The sequence below is a fragment of the Bradyrhizobium sp. Ken01 genome, assembly GCF_055807355.1.
In genome coordinates this window covers 35,733-50,719 of the sequence record NZ_JBVVPC010000054.1, presented here as the reverse complement: position 1 = coordinate 50,719, position 14,987 = coordinate 35,733, and the positions used below count along the sequence as shown (strand labels likewise).

The 14,987-nt window shown below is 65.2% G+C and carries 18 protein-coding genes and 1 tRNA gene; 8 read left to right on the top strand and 11 right to left on the bottom strand.

Annotated elements, in window-relative coordinates; translation table 11 throughout:
* Positions 1 to 168: 168 nt before the first annotated feature.
* Positions 169 to 972, bottom strand: a complete 804-nt coding sequence (locus AC0L3S_RS33860; RefSeq protein WP_473284072.1) for an enoyl-CoA hydratase-related protein — start codon at positions 970 to 972, stop codon at positions 169 to 171.
* Between the two features lie 154 nt (positions 973 to 1,126).
* Here AC0L3S_RS33860 and AC0L3S_RS33855 point away from each other — a divergent pair, with 154 nt between their 5' ends.
* Entirely contained in the window at positions 1,127 to 2,101 is a 975-nt protein-coding gene (locus tag AC0L3S_RS33855; RefSeq protein WP_473266055.1) for a ketopantoate reductase family protein, read from the top strand.
* Positions 2,102 to 2,104: 3 nt separating this feature from the next.
* On the opposite strand, the gene AC0L3S_RS33850 is transcribed toward AC0L3S_RS33855, so the two are convergent.
* The gene (locus AC0L3S_RS33850) at positions 2,105 to 2,782 is read right to left on the bottom strand and encodes an alpha/beta hydrolase family protein (protein ID WP_473266053.1); all 678 of its coding nucleotides are present in this window, start codon (positions 2,780 to 2,782) and stop codon (positions 2,105 to 2,107) included.
* 126 nt (positions 2,783 to 2,908) lie between these two features.
* Between AC0L3S_RS33850 and AC0L3S_RS33845 the strand changes: the two genes are divergently transcribed.
* The gene (locus AC0L3S_RS33845) at positions 2,909 to 4,054 is read left to right on the top strand and encodes an acyl-CoA dehydrogenase family protein (protein ID WP_473266050.1); all 1,146 of its coding nucleotides are present in this window, start codon (positions 2,909 to 2,911) and stop codon (positions 4,052 to 4,054) included.
* A gap of 18 nt (positions 4,055 to 4,072) precedes the next feature.
* Here the strand turns inward: AC0L3S_RS33845 and AC0L3S_RS33840 are convergent, their stop codons facing one another.
* Positions 4,073 to 4,957: a LysR family transcriptional regulator gene (locus AC0L3S_RS33840; RefSeq protein ID WP_473266046.1), complete on the bottom strand. Its 885-nt coding sequence runs from the start codon at positions 4,955 to 4,957 to the stop codon at positions 4,073 to 4,075.
* Between the two features lie 70 nt (positions 4,958 to 5,027).
* On the opposite strand from AC0L3S_RS33840, the gene AC0L3S_RS33835 reads away from it, so the two are divergent.
* Genes AC0L3S_RS33835 through AC0L3S_RS33825 form a run of 3 tightly spaced genes read left to right on the top strand, consistent with a single transcriptional unit; the run spans position 5,028 to position 6,556 of the window.
* Positions 5,028 to 5,489, top strand: coding sequence for a DoxX family protein (locus AC0L3S_RS33835; RefSeq protein WP_473266044.1), 462 nt, complete (start codon positions 5,028 to 5,030; stop codon positions 5,487 to 5,489).
* A gap of 19 nt (positions 5,490 to 5,508) precedes the next feature.
* Positions 5,509 to 5,967 (top strand): DsrE family protein, encoded by a 459-nt coding sequence (locus AC0L3S_RS33830; protein ID WP_473266042.1) that lies wholly within the window; start codon positions 5,509 to 5,511, stop codon positions 5,965 to 5,967.
* Complete coding sequence (locus tag AC0L3S_RS33825) at positions 5,960 to 6,556, top strand: TlpA family protein disulfide reductase (protein ID WP_473284070.1); 597 nt, start codon at positions 5,960 to 5,962, stop codon at positions 6,554 to 6,556. The genes AC0L3S_RS33830 and AC0L3S_RS33825 overlap by 8 nt, the downstream gene beginning before the upstream one ends.
* A gap of 7 nt (positions 6,557 to 6,563) precedes the next feature.
* Here the strand turns inward: AC0L3S_RS33825 and AC0L3S_RS33820 are convergent, their stop codons facing one another.
* From AC0L3S_RS33820 to AC0L3S_RS33795, 6 genes are all read right to left on the bottom strand, one after another.
* Positions 6,564 to 7,703, bottom strand: a complete 1,140-nt coding sequence (locus AC0L3S_RS33820; RefSeq protein WP_473266039.1) for an amidohydrolase/deacetylase family metallohydrolase — start codon at positions 7,701 to 7,703, stop codon at positions 6,564 to 6,566.
* A gap of 125 nt (positions 7,704 to 7,828) precedes the next feature.
* Positions 7,829 to 7,905: transfer RNA gene (locus AC0L3S_RS33815), tRNA-Arg, on the bottom strand.
* A gap of 98 nt (positions 7,906 to 8,003) precedes the next feature.
* The gene (locus tag AC0L3S_RS33810) at positions 8,004 to 8,960 is read right to left on the bottom strand and encodes a tripartite tricarboxylate transporter substrate-binding protein (protein ID WP_473284068.1); all 957 of its coding nucleotides are present in this window, start codon (positions 8,958 to 8,960) and stop codon (positions 8,004 to 8,006) included.
* Positions 8,961 to 9,008: 48 nt separating this feature from the next.
* Positions 9,009 to 9,380 carry a cupin domain-containing protein gene (locus AC0L3S_RS33805; protein WP_473266035.1) on the bottom strand — a complete coding sequence of 124 codons (372 nt, stop codon included), beginning with the start codon at positions 9,378 to 9,380 and terminating at the stop codon, positions 9,009 to 9,011.
* Positions 9,381 to 9,409: 29 nt separating this feature from the next.
* Entirely contained in the window at positions 9,410 to 10,048 is a 639-nt protein-coding gene (locus AC0L3S_RS33800) for an RraA family protein (RefSeq protein ID WP_007604635.1), read from the bottom strand.
* 26 nt (positions 10,049 to 10,074) lie between these two features.
* Positions 10,075 to 11,592, bottom strand: coding sequence for an AMP-binding protein (locus tag AC0L3S_RS33795; protein WP_473284066.1), 1,518 nt, complete (start codon positions 11,590 to 11,592; stop codon positions 10,075 to 10,077).
* Positions 11,593 to 11,800: 208 nt separating this feature from the next.
* On the opposite strand from AC0L3S_RS33795, the gene AC0L3S_RS33790 reads away from it, so the two are divergent.
* Complete coding sequence (locus AC0L3S_RS33790; protein ID WP_473284064.1) at positions 11,801 to 12,433, top strand: hypothetical protein; 633 nt, start codon at positions 11,801 to 11,803, stop codon at positions 12,431 to 12,433.
* Between the two features lie 165 nt (positions 12,434 to 12,598).
* Here the strand turns inward: AC0L3S_RS33790 and AC0L3S_RS33785 are convergent, their stop codons facing one another.
* On the bottom strand, positions 12,599 to 12,814 hold the full coding sequence (locus AC0L3S_RS33785) for a hypothetical protein (RefSeq protein WP_473284078.1): 216 nt from the start codon (positions 12,812 to 12,814) through the stop codon (positions 12,599 to 12,601).
* A 36-nt stretch (positions 12,815 to 12,850) separates the two neighbouring features.
* The gene (locus AC0L3S_RS33780) at positions 12,851 to 13,852 is read right to left on the bottom strand and encodes a 2-dehydropantoate 2-reductase (protein ID WP_473284062.1); all 1,002 of its coding nucleotides are present in this window, start codon (positions 13,850 to 13,852) and stop codon (positions 12,851 to 12,853) included.
* 157 nt (positions 13,853 to 14,009) lie between these two features.
* On the opposite strand from AC0L3S_RS33780, the gene AC0L3S_RS33775 reads away from it, so the two are divergent.
* The gene (locus AC0L3S_RS33775) at positions 14,010 to 14,591 is read left to right on the top strand and encodes a YidB family protein (RefSeq protein ID WP_473266025.1); all 582 of its coding nucleotides are present in this window, start codon (positions 14,010 to 14,012) and stop codon (positions 14,589 to 14,591) included.
* Positions 14,592 to 14,623: 32 nt separating this feature from the next.
* The gene (locus AC0L3S_RS33770) at positions 14,624 to 14,896 is read left to right on the top strand and encodes a GlsB/YeaQ/YmgE family stress response membrane protein (RefSeq protein WP_196236584.1); all 273 of its coding nucleotides are present in this window, start codon (positions 14,624 to 14,626) and stop codon (positions 14,894 to 14,896) included.
* The last annotated feature ends 91 nt before the right edge of the window (positions 14,897 to 14,987 follow it).

Here is a 14,987-nt window from a genome sequence, read left to right as displayed (position 1 = left end):
GCAGGTTCCCGGCGAGAGGATGCCGCAAAAAGGGATTGACTAACCAAGGCCCGTTACAGAAGCCCGGATGGAGCGCATGCGTAATCCGGGTTCGTGCCACGCGGGACAGCCGGGAGATTCGGTTGGTCCGCCCCGGATTGCGCTTCGCTCCATCCGGGCTACTCACGTTCAGCTTTTAGCACCTGCCCAATTCGCCGCGCGCTTTTCCGCAAACGACGCCAGCCCCTCCGCGGCTTCTGCACTCTGGCGCTTGACCGAATGCAGCTGCACGAGCCGATTGTAAGCCGCATCGTCCACCGCCATTCCGCCGAACGAGCTCTCCAGCGCGAGGCGCTTGGTCTCGGCCATCGCTTCAGGTCCGTTGGCTAGCAACTGCTCGACCACCTTGGCGCCGGCGGCTTCGAGATCGGCGAGCGGCACCACCTCGTGGACGAGGCCGATGCGGCGAGCGTCGTCGGCGCCGAAACGTTCACCTGTGAGCGCGTAGCGGCGGACTTGCCGTACACCAATGGCATCGCAGAGCTGCGGGATGATGATGGCTGCCGTCAGGCCCCAGCGCACTTCGGTGATCGAGAACAGGGCGTTGTCGGCCGCGATCACGACGTCGCAGGCCGCGATCACGCCGGTGCCGCCGCCAAAGCAGCCGCCCTGTACCAGCGCGACCGTCGGGATCGGCAGCGTGTTGAGCCGCTGCACGGCCTCGAAAGTCGCACGCGACGCGGCCTCGTTCGCTTCGCTCGATTGCCGCCGCACGCCGTTGATCCATTTGAGGTCGGCGCCGGCCTGGAAATGCTTGCCGTTGCCCTTGAGCAGCACCACGCGAAGGTTGGGCTTGCTGCCGAGATCGTCCATGGCCGCGAGCACGCCCGCGATCAATGCGCCGTCATAGGCGTTGTTGACCTCCGGCCGGTTCAACGTGACGGTTGCAACCCCACGCGCATCCAGGGTCCACAGGACGGGGCTGTCGGTCATCGGTGTTCCTCCGCTCGCTTGTTTGACGCGCACTATGACCGAGGCTCCGCACCTTGATCCATATCTTTCGAGCGTAGGGCAGCCGCGTCCATCGCATGGCGGCTTGTGTCATGCTGCCGCGGGGCGGCATCAAGGGATCAGGACGGGACATCACATGCGCATCTGCATTTTCGGCGCGGGCGCCGTCGGCAGTCATCTCGCGGTCAGGCTGGCCCGCGCCGGCCATGAGGTCTCGTGCGTGATGCGCGGCGCGCACCTGGAGGCGGTCCGGGCCAACGGCCTGAAGCTGCGCGTCGGCGATTCCGAGGTCAGCGCCAAGGTGAACGCGTCAGGCGATCCGGCCCAGCTCGGCCCGCAGGACGTCGTGATCAGCACCTTGAAGGCGACCGCGCTGACCGGGCTGGTCTCCAGTCTCAAGCCGCTGCTGCAGGACGACACCGCCATCGTGTTCGCGCAGAACGGCATTCCCTGGTGGTACGGGATCGGCCTGCCGCCGCGACACCCGACCCCGCCCGACATCTCCTTCCTCGACCCGGGCGGGCGCCTGCGCGCCTGCATCCCGAAGGAGCGGATCGTCGGCGGGGTGGTCTTCTCCTCCAATGAGGTGATCGCGCCTGGCGTGGTGCAGAACCTGACGCCGGACCGCAACCGCCTGCTGATCGGCGAATGCGACGATCGCAATTGCGAGCGCATCACAACGCTCCGCAGTGTCTTCACCGACGCGCGGCTGGAATCGCCGCCGGTCGCCGAGATCCGCGAGGCGATCTGGTCAAAGCTGCTGACCAACATGTCGCTGTCGGTGCTGTGCCTGCTCACCGGCCAGACGGCGCGCGGCGTGCGCGATGACCCCGCCTTTGCGGACGTCATTCCGCGGATGCTGAACGAGGCAAACGAGATCGCTCAGCACTTCATCCCGGAGGTCAAGCGCGTATCACGCAGCGGTCCCGCCCCCAACCACAAGCCGTCGCTGCTGCAGGATTACGAGCTCGGCCGCGCCATGGAGATCGACGTCCTGGTGAAAGCGCCCCAAGCCTTTGCGCGCGCCGCAGGCCTGTCGACGCCGACCCTCGATCTCATCGCCGCGCTCGCGATCCAGAAGGCGCGCGACAAGGGACTTTATTCCGCCTGAAATTCAAGCGAGCCCGTCGATCCAGGCCGCGAGCGCATCAAGCACCTCCGCAAGCGCCTCTTCATTGCTGCGGCCGGACTTTTTCAGCACCGCAAAGGAGTGATCGCCGCCTTCGATCTCATGTAGCGTCGCCTTCGGGGCAAGAGCGGCGATGACCGGCCTGAGGAGGCCGAGATCGGCGAGCCCGTCGCGGGTGCCTTGCAGGAACAACATCGGGATCTCGACACTGGCCAAATGCTCGGCACGCTCGGTCGACGGCTTCTTGTCGGCGTGCAGGGGAAAACCGAGGAAGGCGAGCCCTTTGACATCAGGCAGTGCGGCCTTCGACTGCGCCTGCGACGTCATGCGCCCGCCGAAGGATTTTCCGCCCGCAACGAGCATCACACCGGGGCAGAGCCGCGCGGCTTCCTCGACTGCCGCGCGGATCGTGGCGTGGGCGACCGCCGGCTGGTCCGGACGGCCCTGCTTGTTTTCCATGTAGGGAAAATTGAAGCGGAACGTCGCGATGCCCCGACTTGCGAGCCCCTCCGCAATCTTGTCCATCGATGCGTGCCGCATCCCTGCACCGGCACCATGCGCCAGAACGTAGCAGGCGCGCGCATTGTCCGGCTGCATCAGGATCGCGGAGACCGTGCCGATACGCGCGATGTCGAGCTTGAGCTCTTGAATTTTGACAGCCACAATCAACCATTCCGACAGACGCTACTCCGGCCGCCTTGGTAGCGTCACCGGCGCAGCCTGAAAACACAATAATTGCCGCCGAAGGCTAGCCTACCAAGCCGGCTAGCTGCATTGACCGAGGTGACCATGTCCTACCGCTCCTCCTGGATGACCGAAGAGCTCGAAATCTTCCGCGACCAGTTCCGGAAATACCTGGTCAAGGACCTGGCCCCGCATGCCGAAAAATGGCGCGAGCAGAAAATGGTCGACCGCTTTGCCTGGCGCGGGCTCGGCGAGATGGGCGCGCTGCTGGCAAGCGTGCCGGAGGAATATGGCGGGCTCGGTGCAACCTTCGCCTATGACGCCGCCGTGCTCGACGACCTCGAAAGCACGGTGCCGGAGCTGACGACCGGTGTCTCCGTGCACAGCGCCATCGTCGCGCACTACATCCTCAATTACGGCTCCGAGGAGCAGAAGAAGCGCTGGCTGCCGAAGATGGCTTCGGGCGAGATGGTCGGCGCCATTGCCATGACCGAGCCCGGCACCGGCTCGGATTTGCAGGCCGTCAAGACCACGGCCAGGAAGCAGGGCAATTCCTACGTCATCAACGGACAGAAGACTTTCATCACCAACGGCCAGGCCGCCGATCTCGTCATCGTGGTCGCACGCACCGGCGATGTCGGCGCCAAGGGCATTTCGCTGATCGTGGTCGAAACCGCGGGCGCCGACGGCTACAAGCGCGGGCGCAACCTCGACAAGATCGGCTTGCATGCCTCCGACACCTCCGAACTGTTCTTCGACAACGTCGCGGTCCCGCCGGACAATTTGCTCGGCGGCGAGGAAGGCCAGGGTTTTGTGCAGCTGATGCAGCAATTGCCGCAGGAGCGCCTAGCGCTCGCGGTCGGCGCGGTCGCCGCGATGGAGCGCGCGATAAAACTCACCGTCGATTACACCAAGGAACGGAAAGCGTTCGGCAAACCGCTGATGGATTTCCAGAACACCGCCTTCAAGCTCGCCGAGCGCAAGACCGAAGCGATGATCGCGCGCGTCTTCGTCGACTGGTGCATCGAGCGGCTGGTCGCCAAGGACCTCGACACCGTCACGGCCTCGATGGCGAAATACTGGTGTTCGGAGAAGCAGGTCGAGACCGCCGACGAATGCCTCCAGCTGTTCGGCGGCTACGGCTACATGCAGGAATATCCGATCTCGCGCATCTTCATCGATTCCCGCATCCAGAAGATCTATGGCGGCACGAACGAGATCATGAAGCTGTTGATCGCGAGGTCGCTCTAATCAGGCAGCTGTGAGCGGCTACTTCATCCGCGGGTCGGCCACGAGAAAGTCGATGAAGGTCCGCACCTTCGCAGAGAGATATTTGCGGCTCGGATAGACCGCGAATAGCTTGCCCTCGAAGATGACTTGCCCGGGCACGACGTGCTCGAGGCGGCCGGCGGCGAGATCCTCCGCGACCAGCCATTTCGGCAGGAAGGCGAGGCCCATGCCTTCGAGCGCTGCCATGTGCAGCAGCGTTTCATTGCCACTGCGCAGCACCGGATTGAGCTTGACGGTCTCGGTGCCGTGCTCGCCCTCGAAGGAGAAACTTTCACCCGGGTACAGCGCGTAGTGCAGCATCGCCTGGCCGGCGAGATCGGCAAGTTTGGTCGGGCGCCCCGCGCGATCGAGATAAGCGGGCGCGCCGACCATATGGAACGCAACCTTGGTAATGGGCCGCGCGATCAGCGCCTCGTCGGGCGCTGCGGTCGCGCGAAGTGCGAGATCGAATCCCTCCTCGACCAGATTGACCATCCGGCCGCTGAGATCGACGTCGAGGCGCACTTCGGGATAGCGGCTTTGATAGTCGGCCAAAATTCCCGCGAACATCGCATTCGCCATCCACACCGGCGCGGTCAGCCGCAGCGTGCCGCGCGGAACGACCGTCGTATTGCTGACGGCGGCTTCAACCTCGTCGAGCGAGTCGAGCATCTGCCGCGCCTGCTCGAAATAAAGCGCTCCGCTTTCGCTCAGGCTGACGCGCCGACTGGTGCGGTTGAGCAGTCGCGTACCCAGCCGCTTTTCGAGCTGCATCACGTGTTTGCTCGCCATCGCGGGCGAGATGCGCAGGCGCTGCGCCGCGGTCGCGAAGCTCTTCAGCTCGGCGACCAGGCAGAACACCCTCATGCTGACCAGAGAATCCATGAAATCATCAACACCCGGGAAACGAACCAATCCCAAGACGTATAATGATCAAATATGAGGAAACTATCAAATGGTGGCGACCGTCACCTTTTGGAGAACCACCGTGTCCACCACCGCCTTCGAGACTGCCTCCCCCGGCCGCGCCATTCGTATCGGCCTTTGGATCGCACAGGGCCTGCTCTTTTTCGTTTTCACCGCAGCCGGGCTAGTCAAGCTGCTGACGCCGATTCCAGAGCTTGCCGCGATGATGCCCTGGGCCGGTCAGTATTCCGCAACGTTCGTCCGGTTCATCGGGCTCGTCGATCTCGCCGGCGGAATCGGCATCCTGCTGCCGGCGCTGACGCGGGTCCTGCCCCGGCTGACGGTGCTGGCCGCAGTGGGCTGCTCCATGTTGCAGGTGTTGGCGCTCGTCTTCCACATCTCGCGCGGCGAGGCGCCGGTCACGCCGCTCAACGTCGTTTTGCTCGCGCTCAGCCTGTTTGTGCTGTGGGGGCGCGACCGCAAGGCGCCGATTGCGCCGCGTCAGTTCTGAACAACCGAAGGCGGCAGCCATGATCTCCGCCAACGGATGGTCCCGCAGGGGCCTGCTCGCCGGCACCGCGATCCTCACGGCCGGCGGCACCGCCGCCAAGGAGGATCGTCTCGCCGACGGCGTCGTGATCCTGATCGACAGCAACGAGCCCTATGTCATGGGACACGCGATCAGCTACTCGGCTAACCTCTCGAAGCACTTTACGGACAGGGGCGCACGATTGCTGATCGAGGTCGTCGCCAACGGCAAGGGCATCGACGTCTTCCGGGCGGACAGGACCCCGCTGGTCGAACCGCTCGCGACGCTGCGGCAGTCGGTGCCCAACCTCGCCTACAGCATGTGCGCGTCGTCAAAAGCGATCGCCGAAGCCAAGGAGCAGGTCTCGATTCCGCTGATAGCAGGTGCCAGCCTCGTGCCGTTCGGGATCGGCCGCGTGGTCGATCTGCAACTCAAGGGCTGGGCCTATATCCATGCTTGAGACCGTGCGCGAAAGCGGTCCATTGCCGTCGCGGCGATCGATCATGATGGCCGTGCCGGCGCTTCTTGCCTCCTTGCGCGCGGCCCATGCGCAGGAAGGCTGGCCACCGGTGTTCGAGGCCGGCCGCAGCCAGTTCACGCTGGTGCGGCCGCGCGCGCCGATGCCAACGCTCAGGCTTCAAGACATTGGCGGGAAGGACGTCGCGTTGAGCGCGAAGCCGGGCCGCATCACCCTCGTCAATTTCTGGGCGACCTGGTGCGCGGCCTGCCGGCTCGACCTGCCCGCGCTCGCAAGTCTCGCGGGATCGCGGCCGGACCGGCTCGACGTTGTCGCGATCTGCACCGATACGAAAGACCTGCGCAAGATCCGCACGTTTCTCGGCGGCCTCGCCGTGCAGAGCCTCGCTTGCTATGTCGACGCCTATGGCGCGGCGGCCGAAGCGTCGACCGCGATATTCTCCCTGGTCGGCATGCCCATCACCTATCTCGTTGGAACGAGCGGTCAGGTCGAGGGCTACATCGCCGGTGCGCCCGACTGGCTTTCTCCGGCAGGCGCGCGGCTGCTGCAATTTTATCGCGAGCGGGGCTAGCGTCGCTCTATTTCGGATGCCACCAGCGGCCGCCGATCACGACACCTTCGGAGACGATCTTGCGGTCCCCGATCAGGTGCTCGCCGACCACGTCCTCATAGTCGAACTGGCCTTGCTTGATCGAGATCAGCGTGGCATCGCCGGCGCTGCCCGGCTTGAGGCTGCCGAGTTCGGGCCGCCGCAGTGCCATCGCGGCGTTGACAGTGGAGGTTGCGATGACGTCGGACAGCGGCATGCCCATGCACAGGAATTTCGACAGGGTCGTGACCTGGTCGAAGGCCGGGCCGTCGATGCAGAGTTGATGAATGTCGGACGAGATGGTGTCCGGATAGAAGCCGTTGGCGAGCATGGCGCGTGCGGTCTTGAACGCGAACGAGCCCTTGCCGTGGCCGATGTCGAACAGCACGCCGCGCTCGCGGGCGTCGAGCACCGCCCGCTTCACCGTGCCCTGCGCGGTCGCGGGCGTGTTGGGGAAAGGACGGAACGCATGGGTGAGCACGTCGCCGGGGCGCAGGCGCGCCAGCACCTCCTCGTAGCTCGGCGGCGGATGGTCGATATGCGCCATCAGGGGCATGCCGACCTCGTTCGCGACCTCGAGCGCGATATCGAGCGGCACGACGCCCGACGTGCCCGAGGAGTGCAGCCCCACGCGCACCTTGATGCCGACGATGAGGTCGCGGTTGGCGTCGGCCACCTTGGCCGCCTCGATCGGATTCATCAGCCGCAGCTCCTCGCTCTCGCCGACCATGATCCGGTGCGAGAAGCCAAAGATGCCGGCGTGCGAGACGTGAAGATAAGCGAGGATGCGGACCTGGCTCGGCTCGATCACATGCTTGCGGAAGCCCGCGAAATTGCCCGGCCCCGCGCTGCCAGTGTCGACCGCGGTGGTGACGCCGGAGAGACGGCAAAACTCTTCGGCGTCGATGCCAAGCGACGTGCCGCCCCAATAGACGTGGGTGTGGAGATCGATCAGCCCCGGGGTCACGATGTAGCGTGACACGTCGCGCACGTCGGTGCCCGGATCGGCCTTGAGCCCGCCGCCGACCGCCGCGACCTTGCCGCCGGCAAAGGCGACATCCGTCACGGCATCGAGCTTCTGGGACGGGTCGACCACATGGCCGCCGCGCAGGATCAAGTCGAAGGGCATTGTCGTCTCCGGATATGGCAGCGAGGCGGGGCGAGAGTCAGCCCGGGCCAGGAAGGAAGCTTCGCGCTTCTAGCAATTTTTGCGCCGACGAGCGTAGCAAACGCGACGATTGCTCACTGAAAATCTGGCGATCCCGGGAAGACTCGAACTTCCGACCTACGGTTTAGGAAACCGTCGCTCTATCCGGCTGAGCTACGGGACCGCGGAACCCGCAGAGCGGGTTACCGGGGGCTTCATATCAAAGCGGAGGCGGGATCGGAAGCCCTCCGCGTTGCTCAATGCGGAGGGCTGCCGGCCATCTCATGCCCGGATATTGTTGTCCTTGACCACCTTGCCCCAAATGGCGACCTGCTTGTCGAAGAAGGTCTTGAAGGCGGGACCGTCCTCGAGCAGCAGCGTCATCTGCTGCGTCTCCTTGAGCTGGGCGGCGGTGGCGGGCTCGCTCAGGATCTCCTTGGACGCGGTCGCCAGGCCTGCGACGATGTCCGGCGGCGTCCACGTCGGCGCGAAGATGCCCCACCAGGCCAGCGTCTCGAAATCCGGAAAGCCTGCCTCGATCGCGGTCGGCGTATCCGGCAGGCCGGGCAGCCGCTCGCGGCCGAGCTGCAGGATCGGACGCAGCATGTTGGTGCCGAGCTGGGCTGCAACCAGCGCCGCCGATCCCGCGATCAGGTCGACATGGCCGCCGAGCACGTCGTTCATCGCGGGGCCGCCGCCGCGATAGGGCACGTGCATGATCTCGACGCCGGCCTTGTTGCCGAGCACGGTCATGGCGAGATGGCCGAGCGTGCCGATGCCGACGGAGGCATATTTCACCGCGCCGGGCGTCGCCTTGCAGGCCGCCACCACGTCGGCGAAGCTCTTGTAGGGACGGCCCGCACCGGCGGCGATCACGTAAGGCGCGGTGCCGACCAGCAACACCGGCATCAGCTCGCGCTCGACATCGACGGGCGGCTTGTCGAGGATGGAGGGGATCACCGCGTGGGAATCGAAGGTGACCAGGAACGTCGAGCCATCAGGCGGGCTCTTGGCGACCTGCGCCGCGCCGAGCGCGCCGGCGGCGCCCGACTTGTTCTCGACAATGACGATGCGGTTGAGCTTGGTTTGCAGATGGCTCTGGAGCAGCCGCGCCATCGCATCGGTCGATCCGCCCGGCGGAAACGGCACCACCAGCGTGATCTTTGAAGCCTGCGCCAACGCCGGCGTCATCGCGAGAATAGCCGGCGCTGCGAGCAGCGTCCGTCGTGTGATCGTCATGGTATCCCCTCCCCTGTTTTCTCGCGCCCGGCTTTTGCTCTCGGCGCTTTAAGTGGTCCCGAAACCGGATCCCGCTTTTCTGTATTCTGGCCGTGGCGGACTGAAGATGTCCAGCACGCGGGCTCCGTCCGGGCCGGCGCGCATGGTGTGCGGCACATTACCCGGCGTGCGCCAGAAGTCGCCCTTCTTCACGGCAATCTCCTCATCACCCTGGACGCGGATGGCGGAGCCGTCGAGCAGCACGCCCCATTGCTCCTCGGGATGATGGTGCAGCGTGCCTTGCGCATGCGGCGCCAGCGTCACCACCGACAGCATCGCCTGCTCGCCGGAGAAGATGCGCGTGGTCACGCCTGCCGCGAGCTCGCGAAACAATCCGTCGCCGGCGTCGTCGAGATTGTGGAATTCGTCCTTCTGGCTCACGCCATCCTCCCCTTCTTTTTTTTCGCTGATCAGGATTTCCCATACGAGCCCTGATAACGGCCCTCGCGGATCGCCTTCAGCGTCTCCTCTTCGCGCGCGACCTGCGCGCGCACGGCGTCCAGCAGCGCCGCAGCACCTGCGGCGGCAAACGACACAACGCCGTCCTCGTCACCGACGACGATGTCGCCGGGCGAGATCACGCTGCCGCCGATCGAAACAGGCACATTGATCTCGCCGGGCCCGTTCTTGTAAGGGCCGCGGTGGATCACGGCGCGGGCGTAGCAGGGAAAGTCATCGGCTGCGAACGCCGCGACGTCGCGGATCGCGCCGTCGATGACATAGCCTTCGGCTTTGCGCCATTGCGCGATGTTCTTCATGATCTCGCCGACCAGCGCGCGGGTCTCATCGCCGCCGCCATCGACCACGATGACGTCGCCGGGGCCCACCAGCTCGAGCGCGCGGTGGATGGCGAGATTGTCGCCGGGACGGGTGCGGACCGTGAAGGCTGTGCCCACCAGCTTGGCGCCGCGATGATAGGGTTTTAGCCCCACTGCGCCCGGCAGCCGGCCGAGATTGTCCGAAATGACCGAGGTCGGCGCGCCGCGAAAACCCTCGATGATCTCGGCCGGCGGCTTCGGCACAGCGTTCGCGGCGATGGTGATGGTCATAATCTCAGTCCTTCCCGTGAATTCTCTTAATCGGCGTGCGCCCGCGCCTTCGCCGGCCAAATCCGGAAGGCGCGCCCCTCCTTCATCCACGCCGCGCGCTCGTCGCGCAACAGGGTGCGGCGAACTTTTCCGGAATCGTCGCGCGGCGGGGCGGTGACGATCTCGAAGCTCTCGGGGTGCTTGTAGCGGCTGAGCCGGTCCCTCAAAAAATCCGCCATGCCGTCGGCGATCGCCTGACCGTCCGCATCGCCCTCCGGCTCGATGATAGCGTGCACGCGCTGCCCCAATTCCGGATCTGGCAATCCCACCACCACGCAAGAACGCACGCCGGGGCACTCGGAGACGGCAGCTTCGACCTCGGCGGGATAGATGTTGGCGCCGCCGCGCAGCACCATGTCGGCGAGGCGGTCACCGAGATACAGATAGCCTTCCGCATCCAGCCTGCCGATATCGCCGAGCGATTCCCAGCCGTCCGCGCGGCGCTTCGGCTCGGCACCGAGATAGTGATAGGTGGCATCCTTGCCGTCATTGTTGAGGAAATAGATCTCACCGCTCTCGCCCGGCGCAACGTCGTTGCCGTCCTCGCCGATGATGCGCAAGCGCGCCATTTCGCCAATCTTGCCGACCGAGCCCTTGTGCGTCAGCCATTCCGTGCCGGAGATGATGCAGGAGCCCTGTCGCTCGGTCCCGCCATAGAGCTCCCAGATCCGCTCAGGCCCAAGCCAGGCGATCCAGTTCTCCTTCAGCCAGGGTGGCATCGGAGCGGCCATGTGGAAGACGGTCTGCAGGCTCGACACATCATAGGCGTTGCGCACGTGCTCCGGCAGCGCCCAGATCCGGTGCATCATGGTCGGCACGAAATTGACCCATTGCACGCGTTCGCGCGCGATTTGGCGCAGCGCCTCCTTGGCGTCGAACTTGACGAGGCCGGTGAGCTGGCCGCCGGTGAACAGCGCGTAGTGCGACACGATGAACGGCGCATTGTGATAGAGCGGGCCGGGATTGAGCAGCGAGACCCCAAAGGGAATATTGAGCGGCGGCGCGGCGACCGTGTCGATCACCGCCGGCTGGTGATCGAGGATCACCTTCGGGCGGCCGGTCGATCCGCCGCTGGTCATGGCTTTCCAATAGCGCGCCACCGGTGCGGTGAGCGGATCGTCCGAAAAGCCTTCCGGCACGAAATCCGCGGGCAGACGGTTCGGCGCGTTCCAGTCGGCTTCACCGCCGACCACCAGCGCCGGCTTCAGGATGTTGAGCACCGCCGCCGCTTCGCCGCGTGGCAGCCGCCATGACAGCGAGGTCGGCGTCGCTCCGCATTTCCACACCGCAAACGAGGTCTCGAAGAACGCATTGCCATTGGGCAAACCGATCGCGACGAAGTCGCCGGGCTTGACGCCCTTGGCCATAAACGCGCGCGCGCGCCGGTTGGCGCCGCGTTCGAGCGCGTCCCATGTCAGCGTGTCCTGCCCGTGACGGACGGCGATCGTGCCTTGCGGTTTGCGCTCGGCGTACCAGCGCGGCACATCGGACAGGGGCAGCAGCATCAGGCGTTTCCACTTCGTTTTCTTGGCGTCGCCAATGAGGCGACCGCAGGATGAAGTGACGCTGTGACTCCTGCGCCACGTCAAGCAAAAAATGTCAGCATCGCAGCCATGAAATTCCCGGGTTCCATGGGTGACAAGCCGGCCATAAAGGGGCAAAAATCAGCCCGACTCAGTTCGGGTTGAGTTTTGCAAGGAATGCTCTCGTAGAATGTCGGACGTAGTTGCATCGCGTCGTGCGGCGCTTGTGGTTGCCGCAGCAGGATTTTTTCTGCTGGCGCCGTCGCATGCCCAGGCACAATGGTGGAAGCGCGCGCCTGTTGACTTCGAGACCTGCGCCGACGCCGCCGAGAAAGCCACGACCAAATCCGAGAAGACGGCTGCGCTTGCAGACTGCAACGCCAAATTCGCCGGCCGGCGCAAGGCGGGCGGCGGCTATTCCTATTACGATTTCCTCCAGGACCGCACCTTCGACATCGCCGGCCCCAATCCGACGCCGGAGGAGCAGAAGAAGATCGACGAATCCTACACTGCCTATCTCGCCAATCAGCGCCGCAGCAATGAAGCCGCTCAAGCCACCGCGCGCCAGCAGCGCGAGCAGCAGGAACAACAGGTGCAGCAGCTCCAGCGGGTCGCGTTGCGAACCGAGGTTGAGCGCGTGCCGGTGCCGGTCGAGCGGCCCAAGGTCCAGCAGGCCGCCATCGGCGACGCGCGGCCGCGGCCGAAGGGCGCACCCTGCACCAAGGGCTCGTTCTCCTGCGAATGGCCGCGGCTGTCGGATGGATTGAACGACATCAAGAAGCTGTTCAGCCCGACGCCGAGCAAGCCCGCGAAGAAGGGCTGAGCTGCGCCCACAAGCTCAGCCGTCGTCCTGGCGAAAGCCAGGACCCATTACCCCAGGAAGCAGTTGGGCGGCAGACTCGTAGTTCGGTACTCCGACCGTTCACTATCGATAGATTCCGCGGTATGGGTCCTGGCTTTCGCCAGGACGACGGCTGAGGATGCGGCCTCAGTTCGTGTGCTTCTTCTTGCTGCGCTTGGGAGTTGCAACCGGCGCATTCACCGGTGCCGTTGTCGTCGGTGAACTGCCCAATTGCGACCTGCTCTCCTGCAATCGCCTGTCGTAGCCGGGAGAGTTCATGACCGTCGGCGGCCGGGCCTCCGCGACCGAGGACGCGGCGCAGAGCACGGCCAGCGCGAATCCGATCGTCAGACGAAGCTTCATCATTGCTCCTCCCGTCGCGCAGCGTGCACTCATGCGTTACCCGCGAATCTGCTGCGGTGTCAGCCGCGGCGAGCCCTTGCCCGCGGCTTCAGCCTCCTTGATCAGCGCAACAATGCGGCGCGACAGCGGCACGTCGACACTGTTCTGCTCGGCGAGCGCGATGATCGCGCCCTGGAGATAGTCGATCTCGGTCTTGCGGCCGTGCTTCAGATCCTGCCACATCGAGGAACGCGCCTCGGGATCGATCTTCATGGTCCGTCCCAGGATCAGGTTGAAAATCGGATCAGGCAGTCTCAGCAAGGTCGGCGTCCAGGACGACGGGATCGGCGTCGTCGAGACCGGGGTGATGCCGGCGACCCTCATCGCAGCCAGTCCCTCCGCCATCTGATCGGCGAAGAGTTTTCGCCAGTCACGGTTCGCCAATTGCGCCGCGAGCGGCATATCGGACAAGGCGCTGAGCGCGTTGTTCAAATTGATGATCAGCTTGCCCCATTGTACGCCGGTGATGTCGCGGCTTGCGCGCATGGCGAGCCCCGGCACCGACAGCGCTGCGGCCGTGTTCGCATCATCTTGGCCAACATGAATGTCGCCGGAGGTCGAGCGGTGGAAGCGGCCCTCGCCCATCCCGACCACGTTGAAAGGCACCATGCCGGCGAGCACGCGGCGGTCGCCGAGGCGCTCGCGCAGCACCGCGACATTGCCGACGCCGTTTTGCAGCGACACGATGACGGCGTCCTGCGGCGCATGCAGCGCGATCTGGTCGGCGACACCTGCCGTGTCGGCGCTCTTCACCGTGACCAGCACGATGCCGGCGCTGTGGAAGATCGCGGGATCTTCCGACAGCGCGAGGCGGCCCGGGTCGAGCTTCGTCTCGGAGCCGTCGAAATCGGTCAGAAGCAGGCCGAACCGCTCGATCTCGGTCTTCACCCGCGGCCGCACCAGGAACGCGACGCGGCGGCCGGCAGCCGCCAGGGTGCCGCCGACGAAACATCCGATGGCGCCCGCGCCGGCCACCACGATCGGTCGATCCGTAACCACCTTGGCTGCCCCCTTAACGATCTGCTCTCGATAGCAGAGGCTGCGGCTGCTGCCCATTCCCGCAGTTACGGCGCAATCGCCTTGTAACCGTCATGACAGCCTCATATGTTTTCGAACGGGGCTTGTTACCGGCAAGAAAGCGCCAAAGGAGAACGCCATGGGTTTGCTCGACGTCCTCAACGGCATGCAGAACGGCCCGCGCGGGCCAAGCACGCCGAGTTCACAATCCTCATCCAGCGGTGGCATGTCGCCCATGACCATGGCGCTCCTTGGCCTGCTCGCCTGGAAGGCATTCAAGCATTTGAGCGGCAATCAGAGCGGCAGCGCGCCGCAGCCGTCTCCGGCACCGACGCCGACGCATCTCCCCCCGTCGGTGAATGCGGGCGCTGGCGGCGGCCTCGGTGATCTGTTGAAGGGTGGCCTTGGCGGCCTGCTCGCGGGCGGCGCGGCCGGCAGCGTGCTCAGCGGCGGTCTCGGCGATCTCCTCAACCAGCTCCAGCAGAGCGGCCATGGCGACGCCGCCAATACCTGGGTCGGCAAGGGCGAGAACAAGGCGATCGCACCGGGCGATCTCGCCAATGCGCTCGGCGCCGACCAGATCGAGAGCCTGTCGGCCCAGAGCGGCCTGTCGCGTGACGAGCTGCTCTCCGGCCTCAGCCAATATCTGCCGCAGGTGGTCGATCATCTGACGCCGGACGGACGGCTACCGACCGAGCAAGAGATCGCGGGCAGAGTCTGATTTTAATTTAGTCAAAGCGAGGAAGCACTGTCATGAGCATGGGCGGCTTGTTGTGGATCATCGTCGTCGGCTTTGTCGCCGGCCTCATCGCGCGTTGGCTGGCGCCGGGACCGAATAATCCGAGCGGCTTCATCCTCACCACCATCCTCGGCATCGCCGGCGCGTTTCTCGCGACCTTCATCGGCCAGGCCATCGGGCACTACAGTCCCGACCAGGGCGCAGGATTCATCATGGCCACGATCGGCGCCGTGGTGGTGCTGTTCATCTGGCACCGGCTGGTAGCGAGCGGCGTGATCAAGGGATAGCCTACGATCGATGGCGCGGCCTATCCACAATTCGGCGTCGTCCCGGCGAAGGCCGGGACGACGATTGCGTTTGCCGCGCTAGCCGCGCGCC